Source organism: Streptomyces sp. AM25, assembly GCF_058146165.1.
Genome location: NZ_JBKIWN010000011.1, coordinates 49,142 through 64,325, shown reverse-complemented (window position 1 = coordinate 64,325; position 15,184 = coordinate 49,142). Strand labels below are relative to the sequence as shown.

General features: G+C 70.4%; 15 protein-coding genes. 5 read left to right on the top strand and 10 right to left on the bottom strand.

Annotation, left to right across the window (positions count from 1 at the left end; genetic code table 11):
* Window positions 1-81 precede the first annotated feature (81 nt).
* The 4 genes from ACLHRZ_RS16715 to clpS all read right to left on the bottom strand — a co-directional run bounded on the left by ACLHRZ_RS16715 (window position 82) and on the right by clpS (window position 3,297).
* Window positions 82-522 (bottom strand): M67 family metallopeptidase, encoded by a 441-nt coding sequence (locus ACLHRZ_RS16715; protein ID WP_490419222.1) that lies wholly within the window; start codon window positions 520-522, stop codon window positions 82-84.
* Window positions 523-596: 74 nt separating this feature from the next.
* Window positions 597-2,066: an amino acid permease gene (locus tag ACLHRZ_RS16710; RefSeq protein WP_490419221.1), complete on the bottom strand. Its 1,470-nt coding sequence runs from the start codon at window positions 2,064-2,066 to the stop codon at window positions 597-599.
* 329 nt (window positions 2,067-2,395) lie between these two features.
* Complete coding sequence (locus ACLHRZ_RS16705) at window positions 2,396-2,986, bottom strand: DUF2017 domain-containing protein (protein ID WP_490419220.1); 591 nt, start codon at window positions 2,984-2,986, stop codon at window positions 2,396-2,398.
* On the bottom strand, window positions 2,986-3,297 hold the full coding sequence (gene clpS / locus ACLHRZ_RS16700) for an ATP-dependent Clp protease adapter ClpS (RefSeq protein ID WP_171086135.1): 312 nt from the start codon (window positions 3,295-3,297) through the stop codon (window positions 2,986-2,988). Before clpS ends, ACLHRZ_RS16705 begins: the two co-directional genes overlap by 1 nt.
* Before the next feature lie 120 nt (window positions 3,298-3,417).
* On the opposite strand from clpS, the gene ACLHRZ_RS16695 reads away from it, so the two are divergent.
* Window positions 3,418-4,770 carry a nicotinate phosphoribosyltransferase gene (locus ACLHRZ_RS16695; RefSeq protein ID WP_490419219.1) on the top strand — a complete coding sequence of 451 codons (1,353 nt, stop codon included), beginning with the start codon at window positions 3,418-3,420 and terminating at the stop codon, window positions 4,768-4,770.
* A gap of 131 nt (window positions 4,771-4,901) precedes the next feature.
* Window positions 4,902-5,489: an isochorismatase family protein gene (locus ACLHRZ_RS16690; protein WP_490419218.1), complete on the top strand. Its 588-nt coding sequence runs from the start codon at window positions 4,902-4,904 to the stop codon at window positions 5,487-5,489.
* 95 nt (window positions 5,490-5,584) lie between these two features.
* On the opposite strand, the gene ACLHRZ_RS16685 is transcribed toward ACLHRZ_RS16690, so the two are convergent.
* Both ACLHRZ_RS16685 and ACLHRZ_RS16680 read right to left on the bottom strand, forming a co-directional pair.
* Complete coding sequence (locus ACLHRZ_RS16685; RefSeq protein ID WP_490419217.1) at window positions 5,585-5,905, bottom strand: hypothetical protein; 321 nt, start codon at window positions 5,903-5,905, stop codon at window positions 5,585-5,587.
* Window positions 5,906-6,006: 101 nt separating this feature from the next.
* A complete protein-coding gene (locus ACLHRZ_RS16680; RefSeq protein WP_490419216.1) occupies window positions 6,007-8,427 on the bottom strand; it encodes an immune inhibitor A domain-containing protein in 2,421 nt (806 codons plus the stop codon).
* A 357-nt stretch (window positions 8,428-8,784) separates the two neighbouring features.
* Here ACLHRZ_RS16680 and ACLHRZ_RS16675 point away from each other — a divergent pair, with 357 nt between their 5' ends.
* The gene (locus tag ACLHRZ_RS16675; RefSeq protein ID WP_490419215.1) at window positions 8,785-9,057 is read left to right on the top strand and encodes a hypothetical protein; all 273 of its coding nucleotides are present in this window, start codon (window positions 8,785-8,787) and stop codon (window positions 9,055-9,057) included.
* On the opposite strand, the gene ACLHRZ_RS16670 is transcribed toward ACLHRZ_RS16675, so the two are convergent.
* The gene (locus ACLHRZ_RS16670; protein WP_490419214.1) at window positions 9,043-9,654 is read right to left on the bottom strand and encodes an RDD family protein; all 612 of its coding nucleotides are present in this window, start codon (window positions 9,652-9,654) and stop codon (window positions 9,043-9,045) included. The two genes, ACLHRZ_RS16675 and ACLHRZ_RS16670, sit on opposite strands and share 15 nt — an antisense overlap.
* Before the next feature lie 213 nt (window positions 9,655-9,867).
* On the bottom strand, window positions 9,868-11,187 hold the full coding sequence (locus ACLHRZ_RS16665; protein ID WP_490419213.1) for an RDD family protein: 1,320 nt from the start codon (window positions 11,185-11,187) through the stop codon (window positions 9,868-9,870).
* A 288-nt stretch (window positions 11,188-11,475) separates the two neighbouring features.
* Here ACLHRZ_RS16665 and ACLHRZ_RS16660 point away from each other — a divergent pair, with 288 nt between their 5' ends.
* Window positions 11,476-11,895: an SsgA family sporulation/cell division regulator gene (locus tag ACLHRZ_RS16660; protein ID WP_490419212.1), complete on the top strand. Its 420-nt coding sequence runs from the start codon at window positions 11,476-11,478 to the stop codon at window positions 11,893-11,895.
* A 40-nt stretch (window positions 11,896-11,935) separates the two neighbouring features.
* Here the strand turns inward: ACLHRZ_RS16660 and ACLHRZ_RS16655 are convergent, their stop codons facing one another.
* Window positions 11,936-13,309, bottom strand: coding sequence for an FAD-binding oxidoreductase (locus tag ACLHRZ_RS16655; protein WP_490419211.1), 1,374 nt, complete (start codon window positions 13,307-13,309; stop codon window positions 11,936-11,938).
* 113 nt (window positions 13,310-13,422) lie between these two features.
* On the bottom strand, window positions 13,423-14,565 hold the full coding sequence (hppD, locus tag ACLHRZ_RS16650; protein ID WP_490419210.1) for a 4-hydroxyphenylpyruvate dioxygenase: 1,143 nt from the start codon (window positions 14,563-14,565) through the stop codon (window positions 13,423-13,425).
* 124 nt (window positions 14,566-14,689) lie between these two features.
* On the opposite strand from hppD, the gene ACLHRZ_RS16645 reads away from it, so the two are divergent.
* On the top strand, window positions 14,690-15,154 hold the full coding sequence (locus ACLHRZ_RS16645; protein WP_490419209.1) for an Lrp/AsnC family transcriptional regulator: 465 nt from the start codon (window positions 14,690-14,692) through the stop codon (window positions 15,152-15,154).
* Window positions 15,155-15,184: the final 30 nt, after the last annotated feature.

Here is a 15,184-nt window from a genome sequence, read left to right as displayed (position 1 = left end):
TGGGGTGGGGCACGTGGGGCGATCGTATCGACACCCTGTGCGTCCGCCGGAAGCATGTACCGGCATCCGGACACAACGGTCTTACTGCGTGGTCACATTCCCGTGGGCGGCGACGATCTCGACCTCTTCCTCGGTGACTTCGCCGCCCACGATGCGGAACGAGCGGAACTGGAAGGGGCCGGAGCCGTCGGTGTCCGCGGTGGAGACCAGGACGTAGTGCGCGCCCGGCTCGTTGGCGTAGGAGATGTCGGTGCGGGACGGGTAGGCCTCGGTGGCCGTGTGGGAGTGGTAGATGATCACCGGCTCCTCGTCGCGGTCGTCCATCTCCCGGTAGAGCTTGAGGAGATCACCCGAGTCGAACTCGTAGAAGGTGGGCGAGCGGGCCGCATTGAGCATCGGGACGAACCGCTCGGGCCGGCCGCTGCCGACGGGGCCGGCGACCACGCCGCACGCCTCGTCGGGGTGGTCGGCGCGGGCGTGGGCGACGATCCGGTCGTGTAGGTCCTGGGTGATGGTCAGCATGCGGCCAAGAATAGGCACGGGCCCGCCTGCACCTCCGGGGAGGTACGGACGGGCCCGTGCGGGGAGCGAGCGGATCAGGCGGCCGCCTCGACCTCCGGAACCGGGGTCGGGTGCGGCTTGCGGGCGAAGGCCTCGGGGTTGCGCTTCTTGAGCACCAGGTACGAGACCCACATGACCGCGGCCCAGACCGGGGCGCAGTACAGCGAGATGCGGGCGTCCTTGTCGAGGCCCATCAGCACGAACACCATGCCGATGAAGAGCAGTCCGAAGATGCTGGTCCACGGGGCGCCCGGGGCCTTGAACTCCGACTGCGGCAGCACGCCGGCGTCGGCCAGCCTCCGGTAGCGCAGGTGGGACGCGAGGATCATGACCCAGGCCCACAGACCGGAGATGGTGGCGAAGGAGACGACATAGTCGAACGCCTGGCCGGGCCACTGGTAGTTGATCCACACGCCGAAGAGCATCAGCGCGGCGGAGATGGTGGTGCCGCGCAGTGGCAGGCCCTTCTTGCTCAACTGGCCGAAGAACTTCGGCCCCTGGCCGTTGAGCGAGAGGTCGCGCAGCATGCGGCCGGTGGAGTACATGCCGGAGTTGCAGGACGACAGCGCCGCGGTGAGCACCACGAAGTTGACGATTCCGGCACCGGCCGGGAGGCCGATCCGCTGGAAGGCCTCGACGAACGGGCTGACGCCCGGCTCGAAGGCGGTCCAGCTGACGACGGACAGGATGATGATGAGCGCACCCAGGTAGAAGAGCGCGATGCGCCAGGGCACGGTGTTGATGGCCTGGGGCAGGGTCTTCTTCGGGTCCTTGGCCTCGCCGGCGGTGACGCCGACCAGTTCGACGGCCATGAACGCGAACATCACCAGGTGCAGGGTCATCAGCGTGCCGCCGATGCCGTGCGGGAAGAATCCGCCGTCGGCCCACAGGTGGCTGACGGAGGCCGTCTTGCCGGCGTTGGAGAAGCCCAGGGTGAGGACGCCGATGCCGATCAGGATCATGCCCATGATGGCGGTGACCTTGACCATGGAGAACCAGAACTCCAGCTCGCCGAAGAGCTTCACGGAGATCAGGTTGGCGAAGTAGAGGACGACGGTGAAGCCGAGGGCCGAGACCCACTGCGGAATGGACTTGTCCCAGTACTGGACGTAGGTGGCCGCGGCGGTGACCTCGGTCATGCCGGTGACGACCCAGAACAGCCAGTACGTCCAGCCCGTCACATAACCCCAGAAGGGGCCGAGGAATTCGCGGGCGTACTCCGAGAAGGAGCCCGACACGGGGCGGTACATGAGCAGCTCGCCGAGCGCTCGCATGATGAAGAAGATGACCAGGCCGGCGATCGCATAACCCAGGATCAGGCTCGGACCGGCCTTGGATATGGCCTTGCCCGCGCCGAGGAACAATCCCGTGCCGATGGCGCCACCAATGGCGATCATCTGGATCTGCCGGTTGCCCAGTCCCCGCTGGTAACCCTCGGAAGCTTCCGTTCCGCTTCCGTTCTCGTCCCGCACTGCGGTTCGGGACGCGACCTGCTCAGAGGTCATGGTGGTGCGCCTTTCGCTCCATACCGATCCGGTTGCTCCGGATCGGGTTCCGATCCCCCCGGATGGAGTCCTGCGAGTGCCGACGGTCGGTCGGCCAGCGCTCCCGCCGTGACATGGGTGGCGTCACGGAGGCAGGTCGGCAAGATGTATCACGTGTAACAAGGACATCAGTGGGGCCGGTATGGCGCACGTCACACAGGAATCAGGGCAAAAGTCACAGCCTTAGGCAATAACCATCGCCACGGTGATTCGATCGTTATCCGGATTTGAGTGTCCTCCCCCAGCTACCGCTGGGAGGTGCCCCCAGCGAACACCGGCTCGTCGACGACTCAGCCCAGTGACTCGACGAGCGTCTCCTGCAGCCCCCCGAGCCACAGGTAGGCCATCACCATCGGCTTGCGCGGGTCCTCGTCCGGCAGCCGGAGCAGGGCCTCGCCGTCGTCCTCGTCGGAGACCTCCAGGCGGGTCCCGATCGTCAGACGGAGATCGTTGAGCGCGCCCAGCCACCGCGCGCACTCCTCCGGCGACAGGCGCAGCACCGCGCCGCGGTCGCCTGCCACGGTCAGCCCGTCGAGGGAGCGCACCATCGCAAGGGCGTCGTCGCGCTTGCGGGCGCGCAGGTCGTTCTCGGTGTAGCGGCGGAACTCGGACGCGTACGCGCGCTCCTGCCGGTCCTGCTCGGCGCCGGGGGTGCCGTAGGCGTCGGGGAAGAGCCGGGCGAGCGCGGGGTCGGACGGCGGCTCGCTCGGGCCCTCGGCGAAGAGCCGGGCCAGCGGGTCGGCGGCGTCCGGGCCCTCGGTCTCCCCCGGCCCGATCAGCTCCAGCAGCTGGACGGCCAGGCTGCGCAGGATGGAGACCTCGACCTCGTCCAGGGCCACGGCGGCCCCGCCGCCGGGCAGCGGCTCGAAGTGCCCCGCCATCAACGGTCCTGCGACAGCGTCGCCCAGAGCCCGTAGCCGTGCATCGCCTGCACGTCGCGCTCCATCTCCTCACGGCTCCCGCTGGAGACCGTGGCACGGCCCTTGTGGTGGACGTCGAGCATCAGTTTGCGGGCCTTGTCCTTGGAGTAGCCGAAGTAGGCCTGGAAGACATACGTCACATAACTCATGAGGTTGACGGGGTCGTTGTGGACCAGGGTCACCCAGGGCACATCTGGCTCGGTCACCGCAAAGGGGGACTCGCCCGTCTCGGGCCGTTCGATCTCGACCGGTGCAACACTCACGGTTCCCATGCTGCCACTCGCGGGCAGCCGATGCACAAAGGGGTCCCGGTACGGAGGGGCGTGCCGGGTGCCGTGCTTTCGATCACTGAAATCGTCACTCTGACGAGTATTGGGGGTAGCATCTGCGCCATGAATGCTGCGGACTTGAGGCTGCCGGTGGACGTGCCCTCGACGGCCCTCTTCACCGACCGCTACGAGCTCACGATGGTGCAGGCGGCCCTCCGGGCCGGCACCGCCGACCGGCGCTCGGTCTTCGAGGTCTTCACCCGCCGCCTGCCGCACGGACGCCGCTACGGCGTCGTCGGCGGCATCGGCCGCGTCCTGGACGCCGTCGAGAACTTCCGCTTCGACCGCGGCGTGCTGGACTTCCTCGCCGCCCAGCAGATCGTCGACGAGCCCACGCTCGCCTGGCTGGCCGACTACCGCTTCAGCGGCGACATCTGGGGCTACCCCGAGGGCGAGATCTACTTCCCGGGCTCGCCGGTCCTGCGGGTCGAGGGCAGCTTCGCCGAGGCCGTGCTGCTGGAGACGGTGATCCTCTCGATCCTCAACCACGACTCCGCGGTCGCCGCGGCCGCCTCCCGGATGGCCGTGGCCGCCGGGGACCGCCCGCTGATCGAGATGGGCGCCCGGCGCACCCACGAGCTGGCCGCCGTCGCCGCCGCGCGCGCCGCCTTCGTGGGCGGCTTCAGCTCCACCTCGGACCTGGCGGCCGGCTTCCGCTACAACATCCCCACCGTCGGCACCAGCGCCCACGCCTTCACCCTGCTGCACGACAACGAGCGGGACGCCTTCACCGCCCAGGTCGCCTCGCTCGGCGGCACGACGACGCTGCTGGTCGACACCTACGACGTCACCGAGGCCGTGAAGATGGCCGTCGAGGTCGCGGGGCCGCAGCTGGGCGCGGTGCGCATCGACTCCGGGGACCTGCTGCTGCTCGCCCACCGGGTGCGCCAGCAGCTCGACGATCTGGGCGCCAGGGACACGAAGATCGTTGTGACCAGCGACCTGGACGAGTACGCCATCGCCTCGCTGGCCGCCTCCCCGGTGGACGCGTACGGCGTGGGCACCCAGCTGGTCACCGGCAGCGGGCACCCCACGTGCTCGATGGTCTACAAACTGGTCGCCCGCGCGGACTCCCCCGGCGAGGACGCCCCGCTGCGGCCCGTGGCCAAGAAGTCGATGGGCGGGAAGACCTCCATCGGCGGCCGCAAGTGGGCCGCGCGCCGGGTGGACGCGGACGGGGTGGCCGAGGCGGAGGTCGTCGGCACGGGCGAGGTCCCGGCGGAGCTCGCGGACCGGCAGCTGCTGGTGGAGCTGGTGCGCCGGGGCGAGGTCGTCGCCCGGGAGCCGCTGGCCGCGGCCCGCGAGCGGCACGTCCGGGCCCGGGCCGGGCTGCCGCTGTCGGCGACGCAGCTCTCCCGCGGCGAACCGGTGCTGCCGACCGAGTACCCCGGCCAGGGCGGCGCCGCGGGCGCGTGAGCCCCCGTTGTTCCCTTGCGCCGTCCGTTCCCCCCTCGCACACCGCAACGTGAGTCACTACCCTCGGTCACATCGAGCTGGTCTGTTGTTCGACCGTTCGACCGACGGCCCTCCCCCAAAGGATCTGCACCATGAACCGTGCACTGATCATCGTCGACGTGCAGAACGACTTCTGCGAGGGCGGCAGCCTCGCGGTGACCGGCGGCTCCGACGTTGCCGCGGCCATAACGGACCACGTGGCCGAGACGGCCGGGCTGTACGAACACGTCGTCGCGACGCGTGACCATCACGTGGACCCCGGCGAGCACTTCTCGGCGCACCCGGACTTCGAGCACTCCTGGCCGGCGCACTGCGTGGCGGGCACGGAGGGGAGCGGGTTCCACCCGAACTTCGCGCCCGTCATCACCTCCGGGGCGATCGAGGCGGTCTTCGACAAGGGTGCGTACGAGGCGGCGTACAGCGGCTTCGAGGGAACGGACGAGAACGGGGAGCCGCTGGAGCGGTGGCTGCGGGAGCGCGGGGTGACCGAGGTGGACGTGGTCGGCATCGCCACCGACCACTGCATACGGGCCACGGCACTGGACGCGGTGCGGTGCGGCTTCGCCACGCATGTCCTGCTCGACCTGACGGCCGGGGTGGCGCCCGAGACGACGCAGCGGGCACTGGAGGAGATGCGGGACGCGGGCGTGGAGCTGAGCGGCAAGCCGATCGTGGGGTGACGGGGGGCTGCGCCCCGGGCCCGGGGAACTGCGCGACCAGCCACGGCGAACCCGCAGCCGACGGACCAGGGGGCCGGGGGCGAAGCCCCAGGACCTCACCCCGCCCGTCGCAGCAGCGTGGCTATCGGATGCCACGACTCCGTGTCGTCGTCCGGCGCCGCGCGCCAGACGATCCCCTCCGGGTGATGCAGCACCGCCGTGATCTCGTCCGGCGTCGGCGGCTCCGTATTGCCCCGCAGGTACACCGCCCGCAGCCCCAGGTTGCGCAGGCGCGTCAGGGCGCGTGCGCGGTTGGCCGCGCGGACCAGGACGCGTACGCGCGCGCCCGGCTCCACGCCGCCGCCGGGCGGGCCCGGCAGGGACAGGGCCACGACCACGCTGCTGTCCGGGAGTCTTGCGAAGCCTCCGCCTGCCATCGCCCGCCTCACCTCTCCGCCGGTAAGACCATCACGAGAGCATCATGGGCACGATGGCCGCCGCCCGCCAGAGGGCGAGGCGGCGGCCGGTTACCGAGCGGTCACTCCGAAGGCTGCTTCGCCGAGGGGCCCACCTGGAGGAGCATCCAGGAGCCGCCCGGCGCCTGCGCCTGGATCCGGATGCGGGTGTTGGTGTCGGTCAGGTGCACCCCGCCGGTGGGGTTCGCCGGGTCGTAGTAGGTGTTCTTGTGGTCGTCGAAGACCGGAACGCCCGGCTTGCCCTTGACCTTGGCGGCCACGCCGTTGGAGTGCACCGTGTAGCCCGCGGCGGGGAACCGGCTGAACGTCGAGTCATAGGCCTGGAAGCGGTTGCGCATCAGCGAACCGTCCGCCCACTTCTCGGCCTTGGGGTGGGCGTCGACCGGCAGGATGCGGCCGGAGCCGGGGTGGACGCCGACGTTGTTGTCCGCCTGCGAGGTGTCCCACAGCCACACCAACAGGCCGTTCTGGTACGGGTAGTGCTCCACCCAGCCCGGCTTGCCGTCCTTCCAGCCGAAGTTGTACGGGCCGGTCTTCAGCGTCCGGTCGTAGGAGACGTACTGGCGGTTCTCGGCGATGTAGTACTGCGGGTACTCCTTGGTGAAGGAGGCGCCGATACGCGAGAAGCCCTTGGCCGTCCAGCCGTTGTCGTCGCCCTCGGCGTTGTCCGAGAGGACCGTCCGGCCGTCCGCAGTCACTGCGATGGCGTCCGCCGTGAAGCCCTTGCCGGAGGTTCCGCCGTCGGTGACGTAGCGGAAGCGGAGATCGATCTTCTTGCCCGCGTACGCGTCGAGCGGGAAGGCCAGCTTCGGGTACGCGCCCGAAGTGCCGGTCAGGGCCGGTCGGTTGCCGCCGTCGCGGGTGATCGCCTTGCCGTCGGCGGTGCCGTCGAGCGGGGTCCAGTTCGCGCCGCCGTCCGTGGAGGCCTCGGCGTAGAGGAAGTCGTAGTTCTCCTCGATGTCCCACCAGCCGGAGAAGTCGAGCGACGCCTTGGCGGCGCCGGCGAGGTCCACGGTGCGGGTCAGGGTGTTCTTCAGGTTGTCGCCCTGGCCCGACCACCACTGCCGGGAGCCCTCGGCGGGCTTCACCACATCGGTGGTGACCTTCTTGGCCGGCAGGCCGACCACCAGGGCCTGCTTGTCCTTGGTGTTGTACTCGGCCACGCCCAGCTTGTGCGTCGACTTCGTCGCGGCCTTGGCCTTGTCGTAGTTCAGCCAGCCGAGCTGGAGTTTGTCCCAGGCGCTCATGTCGCCGGGCAGGTCGCCGATGGTGTCCTTGCCGCTGCCGAGCCAGGAGCCGGCGGACATCAGCGACCAGTAGGCGACGGAGGACTCACCGGTTCCGGTGGTGTCGTACTCGTCGGGCAGGCCCAGGTCGTGGCCGTACTCGTGGGCGAAGACGCCGAGCCCGCCGTTCTCCGGCTGCATCGTGTAGTCGCCGACCCAGAAGCCGGTGTCGCCGATCTCGGTGCCGCCCGCCTTGTTGAAGGACGGCCCGGACTTGCCGGCGTCGGAGCCGTACGCGTACCAGCGGTGCGCCCAGATGGCGTCCTTGCCCTGCGCGCCGCCGCCCGCGGACTCGTCCTCGCCGGCGTGGACGATCTGGAAGTGGTCGATGTAGCCGTCGGGCTCGTTGAAGTTGCCGTTGTGGTTGTAGTCGTTGCGGTCCCACTGGTCGTACTGGGCCAGGGTCGCCTTGATGTCGGCGTCGCTGCGGCCGGCGGCCTTCTGGTCCGCCACCCACTGGTCGACCGCGTCGCGCACGAGGTCCCAGGCGTTGGAACAGTTGGTGCTGCCGCAGTAGTTGGAGCCGTAGCGGGCCTCGTTCCAGGGCACGCGCACCCAGTCGCTGACGACGCCGTCGACCGAGTAGCGGCCCGAGGACTGCTTCTCGTAGTACTTGGCCAGGGACTCCTTGTTCTTGTCGTGCGAGAAGTAAAGGTCCTGGTAGTGCTGCCGGTTGAAGTCCTTCTGCCAGGCCGTGCTGTTGTCCTTCGCACGGTCCGGCTTCGATATCCGGTTGTGGGCCGGCCCGGGCGTGCCGCCGTACTTCTTGACGGGCGGCTTGGGGCCGTCGGGCCCGTCCGGGTCGTACGTCGTGGTGTCGTCGACCTTGTCGCCGAAGTCGACGAGGATCGTGAAGATCTTGTCGGTCTTCTGCCGGGCGAGCTCGACGTACTTGCCCTTGCCGAGCTGGACGACCGTGGACGGGCCGCGCTTCTCGGCCTTGGCGTCGCCGGAGATCATCTGCTCCAGCGCGGACTTGCGCTGGTCGGCCTGCTTCTTCGAGTACGGGCCCTTGAGGTCGTGCTCCGCGCCGCGCTGCACCTGCGCGGGGTCGTGGCGTTCGACGGCGGCGGGCGAGGGCGAGTCGGTCGGGCTCGCGGCCCAGGCCGTCCCCGTGGTCAGGGTGGCCGCGCCGAGTGCAGCGGTCACCGTGGCCACGGCGGCGGCTCTGAAGCCCCTCCGTTGGCTGCTGTTCACTTGTGAGTGTCCTCCCCAGTAAGAACTGTGGAGGTATTTGACCGGAGTGACGCAAGAAAAGACAGATCTTGACTGAGGCCGTCAACCCCAGTACGTTATGCGGACTTTAAGTTTCGGATAAAGGATGAGGCAAGGCATCCCCTTTTCCTCGGTGTCCGCCTCGGCCGCACAACGGGCGCGCATCGGCACCTCATTGATGCCCCCAGTGCATCCGCACGCCCCCCGCATCCTGCCACCATGGGTAAGGTCACGCTTACTGCTGGTTCCCCTCGGGCAGTCAGGACCGTAGAGTCTTCAGTGCTGTCCCCTGTCTGCCGACTCGTCGTCCCTGTCGATGTCTTGAGGACGGATACCGCCATGCCGCGTCCGACTCCTGCACAGATCGCTTACGGCTCGGCCACCGTGGTCTTCTCGACCCTCGTCATGCTGGTGCTGTCCCAGGCACGCTCGGGGTTCGGAGCCGCGGTCATCGCCCTGACGGCCCTGGCCCTCGGGCTGCTCGCCGCCTTCGCCGTCGCGGCTCCACCACGCCGCAGGCATACGCGGCCCGCTGTCCGGGTCCCCGGACAGCGGACGCCCACGCGCACTGCGGCGGCCCCCACCACGGTCCGCCAGTCACTGCACGGTTGACACCACGACGGTCTTCGCCGCCTTGTCGTGGATGCACTGGTGGTACGGCTGGTCCCACGTGCACCACAGCACGTTGACCAGCCAGAACAGGAAGCCGCAACAGGGCACGATCTCCGGCAGGTTGTAGACGGCCGAACGCGTCCAGCCGACCTTGCCCGCCGGGACGGCGCCGTTCTCCAGCAGCCCGACCCGGATCTTCATCGCCATCTTGCCGACCGTCTGACCGCGCGAGGTCAGCATCAGGCCCTCGTACACGAAGTAGACGACGGCGATGAGGATGCCCAGGCCGGTGGACTTGGCGTTGTCCCGCCACGGGTCCCAGCCCCGGGTCGCCGCGGAGAAGACCGCGCTGACCGGGATGCTGACGATCAGCCCGTCGATGATGCGCGCGACCAGCCGCTTGAACCGGTTCGCCAGCGGCGGCATCCCGGCCAGCGGGTCGGCTGCGCCGTACGCGTTGCCGTAGGGGCTGCCGGGGCCGCCGGGCGGCGGCCCGCCGCCCGGCCCGCCCGGATACGGCGGGGGCTGCCCGGCCCCGGGCGGCTCCGGCGGCCTCTTCTGGAACGGGTCGTCATCCCTCGGCTGATCGGTGCTCATGGCCCGAGTAGAACCCAGCCTTCCGACTCCCGCATCCGCCACTGTGCCGTTCGGGGGCGGCGCCCGGGCACTCCGCTGCATGCGCGGGCCGGTGGGGGTTGCTCGCGCAGTTCCCCGCGCCCCTTCGGGGCGCGGTCAGCTCGTCGGCGCGCCCCGAAGGGGCGCGGGGAACTGCGCGACCAGCCACAGCCGACCCGCAGATGACCGACTGGCTCACCCCTTGGCGGAAGCCACAAACGTATGCGCCGCCTTGTCGTGCCAGCACTGCCGCCACGGCCGGTCGAACAGGCACCACAACACGTTCAGCACGCCGATACCCAGCACGCCCAGAACCGCGTTGACCAGCCAGCGCCGCAACGCCGCGCCGAACGCGGCCTTGTCGTGCGACTCGATGTCCAGCACCCGCACCCCGCACAGCTTCTTGCCCAGCGTGCGCCCCCACAGCGCGGTCGGCAGCGCCTCGTAGAGCACGCCGCCGACGAGCAGGACCGCCAGCACGATGCCGAGGTACGTGCCGGTCGTGCCGTCGAGCAGCCAGACCGTCACCGTCTGGCCGGACTGCCGGGCGCGCTCCACCTTGGCGTCGATGTGCTCGACGGACTTGTCCCACAGCGGCGCCGCGACGGCGCCCACGGCCGAGCCGAGCACGGCCCAGTCGATCAGCCGCGCGCCCAGGCGGCGGCCGAGCGGGGCGGGCCGGCCCTGCTGCTGCGCGGCCATCGCGGCGAAGATGTCGTCCGCGGGCGGCGGCTTCCACGGCCCCGGCTCCGCCGCGGCGAGCTGGTGCACCTGCTGCGCCCACCCGACCTGGGCCTGGGGCGGGACGGACTGCTGCTGCTCCCGGACCGGGACCGCGGCCGACGAGGGACGGAGCACGGGCGGCGGGCTCTCCTGGCGCCGGGCGGGCACGGCGGCGGTCGTCCGGCCCGGCGCGGCGGGCGGCTCCTGGGTGCGCTGGTCCGGCCGGGCCTGCGGGGCGGCCGTGATCTGCGGGGCCGTCGGCGCGGGCTCGGGGCCGCCGGGAAGCGGCGCGGGCGGGCCGCCGGGGGCGGCGCCGTGCGGCTTGGGACGCAGGCCGAGCGAACCGCCGGACTCGGACTCCGCCGGCACCCGGGGATCGCGGGCGCGCGGGACCTCCGGCGCGGCTCCGGGCGCACCGCCCCAGGAGACGCGGCGGTCCGCCTCGCCGCCGAAGCCTTCCTGCCGGGCCGCGTCCGCGCGCCAGGCGGTGCCTCCGGCGCCCTCCGCCGGCTCCGGCTCCTCGTCCAGGAACACCGGACCCGTCTCCTCCGCCGTCGCCTGCCGCGGCGAGGGCGGAACGGGCGCGGCGAGCGCGGGTGCCTGTGCCGCGGCCATCCCGGCCACCCCGGCGGGCGCCGCCGGCATCGGCTCCCCCTCGGCGGGCGCGGGCCGGCTGGTGCCGGGCACCCAGGCGGTACCGCTCCAGTAACGGATATATCCGGGAATGGAGGGGTCGGGGTAGTACCCGCGGACGGGGTGACTGTCGGCGGATCCCGAGGGAGGTGCGCTCATGGTCTCCGGTGTCCCGTATCTGTTCGGTCCGTACTGTGAACTCAATGCGCAAAAGGCAACCCGCAGCGCAGCCAACAGGTCTACCAGAAGTCCCCACCCCTGTGGCCGTCCCGGGGGCGGGACCACTCACACGTGCGACTGGAGGACGCCCGGATCCATGCTGCGACGTCATGGTGAGAAGTCAGGGTGAAAAGTCGCGTCATGACGTGGGGCCGGTGCGCTCTCTCCGGTGCGGGCCCACGCCGAAGGGCCACGCGTCGAGGGAAGCCGAGCAGAGAGGGCGCACTCATGCACACCGTGGTGGAACGCGAGCTGGAGATCGACCTGATGCTGTCGCCGGAGCGCAGCATTCCCGTGCCGGCCCGGCTGATGTACTGCGCGGACGATCCGTACGCCGTGCGCATCACCTTCCACATCACCTCACTCGCGCCGGTGACATGGACGTTCGCGCGCGACCTGCTGGTGGACGGGGTCTTCCGCCCGACCGGCGAAGGGGATGTGCGGGTGTGGCCCGCGCGGGTCGGGGGACGCACGGTGGTGTGTCTGGGGTTGACGTCGCCGGAGGGCGAAGCGGTGTTGCTCGCGCAGGCGAACGTTGTCACGGGGTGGCTGGAGAGGACGATGCGGGTTGTTCCGCCGGGGGCGGAGGCGCGGTTGCTGGAGCTCGACGAGGGGTTGCGGGTGTTGCTGGCCACCGAGTCCGGGTGACGGGAACGTTGCCGGGGCCGGGGGCGGTGCCCCCGGCCGGTCACACGTCCAGCACCTTGCCCGGGTTCAGCAGCCCCAGCGGGTCGAACACCGCCTTGATCCCTCGCTGCATCTCCAGCCCCACCGGACCCAACTCCTTTGCCAGCCACTCCTTCTTCAGCAGGCCCACCCCGTGCTCGCCCGTGATCGTTCCGCCCAACTGCAGGCCCAGGGCCATGATTTCGTCGAACGACTCCCGCGCGCGGCGCGCCTCGTCCGCGTCGGCGGGGTCGAAGCAGACCACCGGGTGGGTGTTGCCGTCGCCCGCGTGGGCGCACACGCCGATGGTCAGGCCGTGGCGCTCCGCGACGGCCGCCGTGCCGTCCATCAACTCCGCCAGGCGGGACCGCGGGACGCACACGTCGTCGATCATCGTGGCCGGGCGGAGCGTCTCCAGCGCCGGCAGCGACATGCGGCGCGCCTGCAGCAGCAGGTCGGACTCCGCCGCGTCCTCGGCGGGGACGACCTCCGTCGCCCCGGCGGCGCGGCACAGCTCCGCCACCGCGGCCAGGTCCGGGCCGGGGTCGGGGGTGTCGAAGGCGGCGAGCAGCAGCGCCTCCGTGCTCTCCGGAAGGCCCATCCGGGCCATGGAGTTGACCGCCCGCACCGTGGTGCCGTCCATCAGCTCCAGCAGCGACGGCGCGTGCCCGCGGCGCATGATGCCGCACACCGCCTCGCACGCCGCCGCGACCGACGGGAACTCCGCCGCGAGCGCCAGCTGCTGCGGCGGCTCGGGCCTGAGCGCCAGGACGGCCCGTACGACCACGCCGAGGCTGCCCTCGGAGCCGACGAACAGGCGCGTCAGGTCGTAGCCCGCAACGCCCTTGGCCGTCCTGCGGCCGGTCTTCAGCAGCCGGCCGTCCGCGAGGACGACGTCCAGGCCCAGCACGTACTCGGCGGTGACGCCGTACTTGACGCAGCACAGCCCGCCGGACGCCGTGCCGATGTTGCCGCCGATGGTGCACTGCTCCCAACTCGACGGATCCGGCGGGTAGTAGAGGCCCTGTTCGGCGACCGCACGCGACAGGACGGCGTTGACCACGCCCGGCTCCACGACGGCGATGCGGTCGACCGGGTCGATCTCGACGATCCGGTCCATCTTCACCAGCGACAGCACGATGCACCCGTCCAGCGCATTGGCCGCGCCCGACAGGCCCGTCCGGGCCCCCTGCGGCACGACCGGGACGCGCAGTGCCGTCGCGGTGCGCATCACGTGCTGCACCTGCTCCACGGTGCGCGGCAGCACGACGGCACCGGGCGCCCCGGCCGCGCAGAAGCTCGCCATGTCGGTGGCGTAGGAACGCATGACGTCGGGGTCGGTGAGAACGGCGTCCTCGGGGAGCCCGTCACGCAGTTGACCGATGAGATCGCCCATGGGATCACCCTGCCAGATCGCATCGCGCCCCGTCAGGGGCGCGGGACTGCTACATCATGCGGCTCCGCCGCGTGGGCGCGATCAGCCACGGACAGCCCGCAGCCGAAAAACCGTCAGAGATTCCCCCGCTTCTCCTGCTCCCTCTCGATGGCTTCGAAGAGCGCCTTGAAGTTCCCCTTGCCGAACCCCATCGACCCGTGCCGCTCGATCATCTCGAAGAACACCGTCGGACGGTCCTGCACCGGCTTGGTGAAGATCTGCAGCAGGTAGCCGTCCTCGTCGCGGTCGACGAGGATCTTCAGCTCGCGCAGCGTCTCGACGGGCACGCGGGTCTCGCCGGCCCACTCGCCGAGCGTGTCGTAGTACGTGTCGGGGGTGTCGAGGAACCGCACCCCGGCCTCGCGCATGGCGCGCACGGTGGCGACGATGTCGTTCGTGGCCAGGGCGATGTGCTGCACGCCGGGGCCGTTGTAGAACTCCAGGTACTCGTCGATCTGCGACTTCTTCTTGGCGATCGCCGGCTCGTTGAGCGGGAACTTCACCTTGCGGGTGCCGTCCGCGACGACCTTCGACATGAGCGCGGAGTACTCGGTGGCGATGTCGTCGCCCACGAACTCCTTCATGTTGGTGAAGCCCATGACGTTGTTGTAGAAGGCGACCCACTCGTCCATCTTGCCGAGTTCGACGTTGCCGACGCAGTGGTCGATCGCCTGGAAGCGGCGCGGGCCGGGCTCGACGATGGGGTCGGCGGCGACGAAGCCGGGCAGGTACGGGCCCGTGTAGTCGGTGCGCTCGACCAGGGTGTGGCGGGTCTTGCCGTAGGTGGCGATGGAGGCGAGGACGACCGTGCCGTGCTCGTCCTTGATCTCCTGCGGCTCCTGCAGGCCCGTCGCCCCGTGCTCGACGGCGTAGGCGTACGCGGCCCGCGCGTCCGGCACCTCGATGGCGAGGTCCACGACGCCGTCGCCGTGCTCGGCGACGTGGGCCGCGAGGAAGCGGCCGCGCTCGCTGGCCGCCTTGATGACGGTGGTGAGGACGAACCGCGCGCTGCCGGACTCCAGGACGTAACTCGCCGTCTCCCGGCTGCCGTTCTCCGGTCCGGAGTAGGCGACCAGCTTCATGCCGAACGCGACGGAGTAGTAGTGCGCGGCCTGCTTGGCGTTGCCGACGGCGAAGACCACCGCGTCCATCCCCTTGACCGGGAAGGGGTCGGCCTGCCGTGCGGTGTGCGGGGTGTGATCCGTGGTCTGAGTCATGGCCGCAGGGTCCCTCCGAACCGCACAATGCGCAATAGTTTGCGGTTTCTCTGGGCATGTTGCCCACCGGTGCCGGAGGGGTGCCGGACGTTCTGTACAGGCTGCACAGGAGAGGGGGAGGACAGTGATCGATCGTTTGGACGGCAGGCTGATCGAACTGCTCGCCGAGGAGCCGCGCATAGGGGTGCTGGAGGCCTCGCGGCGGCTGGGCGTGGCGCGCGGGACGGTGCAGGCGCGGCTGGACCGGCTGCAGTCGCAGGGGGTGATCCGGGGCTTCGGGCCGGAGGTGGACCCGGCGGCGCTGGGCTACCCGGTGACCGCGTTCGCCACCCTGGAGATCAAGCAGGGCCAGGGCCCGGACGTCCGCGAGCACCTGGCGACCGTCCCCGAGGTGCTGGAGCTGCACACCACGACGGGGCACGGGGACATGCTGTGCCGACTGGTGGCCCGCTCGAATGCCGACCTCCAGCGGGTGATCGACCGGGTTGTGGGTTTTGATGGGATCGTGCGGGCCTCCACGGCGATCGTCATGGAAAACCCTGTTCCGCTGAGGATCATCCCGCTGGTGAAACAGGCGTCGGAGGACTGACCGAGGACTGATCACGGTCCCACCACGGGT

Bases quoted from the DNA above. Each gene is read 5' to 3' on its own strand.
- ACLHRZ_RS16705 (WP_490419220.1), bottom strand. From the start codon at position 2,986: ATGGCGGGGCACTTCGAGCCGCTGCCCGGCGGCGGGGCCGCCGTGGCC.
- ACLHRZ_RS16665 (WP_490419213.1), bottom strand. From the start codon at position 11,187: ATGAGCGCACCTCCCTCGGGATCCGCCGACAGTCACCCCGTCCGCGGG.
- ACLHRZ_RS16655 (WP_490419211.1), bottom strand. From the start codon at position 13,309: ATGGGCGATCTCATCGGTCAACTGCGTGACGGGCTCCCCGAGGACGCC.
- ACLHRZ_RS16690 (WP_490419218.1), top strand. From the start codon at position 4,902: ATGAACCGTGCACTGATCATCGTCGACGTGCAGAACGACTTCTGCGAG.
- ACLHRZ_RS16675 (WP_490419215.1), top strand. From the start codon at position 8,785: ATGCCGCGTCCGACTCCTGCACAGATCGCTTACGGCTCGGCCACCGTG.
- ACLHRZ_RS16685 (WP_490419217.1), bottom strand. From the start codon at position 5,905: ATGGCAGGCGGAGGCTTCGCAAGACTCCCGGACAGCAGCGTGGTCGTG.
- ACLHRZ_RS16660 (WP_490419212.1), top strand. From the start codon at position 11,476: ATGCACACCGTGGTGGAACGCGAGCTGGAGATCGACCTGATGCTGTCG.
- clpS (WP_171086135.1), bottom strand. From the start codon at position 3,297: ATGGGAACCGTGAGTGTTGCACCGGTCGAGATCGAACGGCCCGAGACG.
- hppD (WP_490419210.1), bottom strand. From the start codon at position 14,565: ATGACTCAGACCACGGATCACACCCCGCACACCGCACGGCAGGCCGAC.
- ACLHRZ_RS16710 (WP_490419221.1), bottom strand. From the start codon at position 2,066: ATGACCTCTGAGCAGGTCGCGTCCCGAACCGCAGTGCGGGACGAGAAC.
- ACLHRZ_RS16695 (WP_490419219.1), top strand. From the start codon at position 3,418: ATGAATGCTGCGGACTTGAGGCTGCCGGTGGACGTGCCCTCGACGGCC.
- ACLHRZ_RS16670 (WP_490419214.1), bottom strand. From the start codon at position 9,654: ATGAGCACCGATCAGCCGAGGGATGACGACCCGTTCCAGAAGAGGCCG.
- ACLHRZ_RS16715 (WP_490419222.1), bottom strand. From the start codon at position 522: ATGCTGACCATCACCCAGGACCTACACGACCGGATCGTCGCCCACGCC.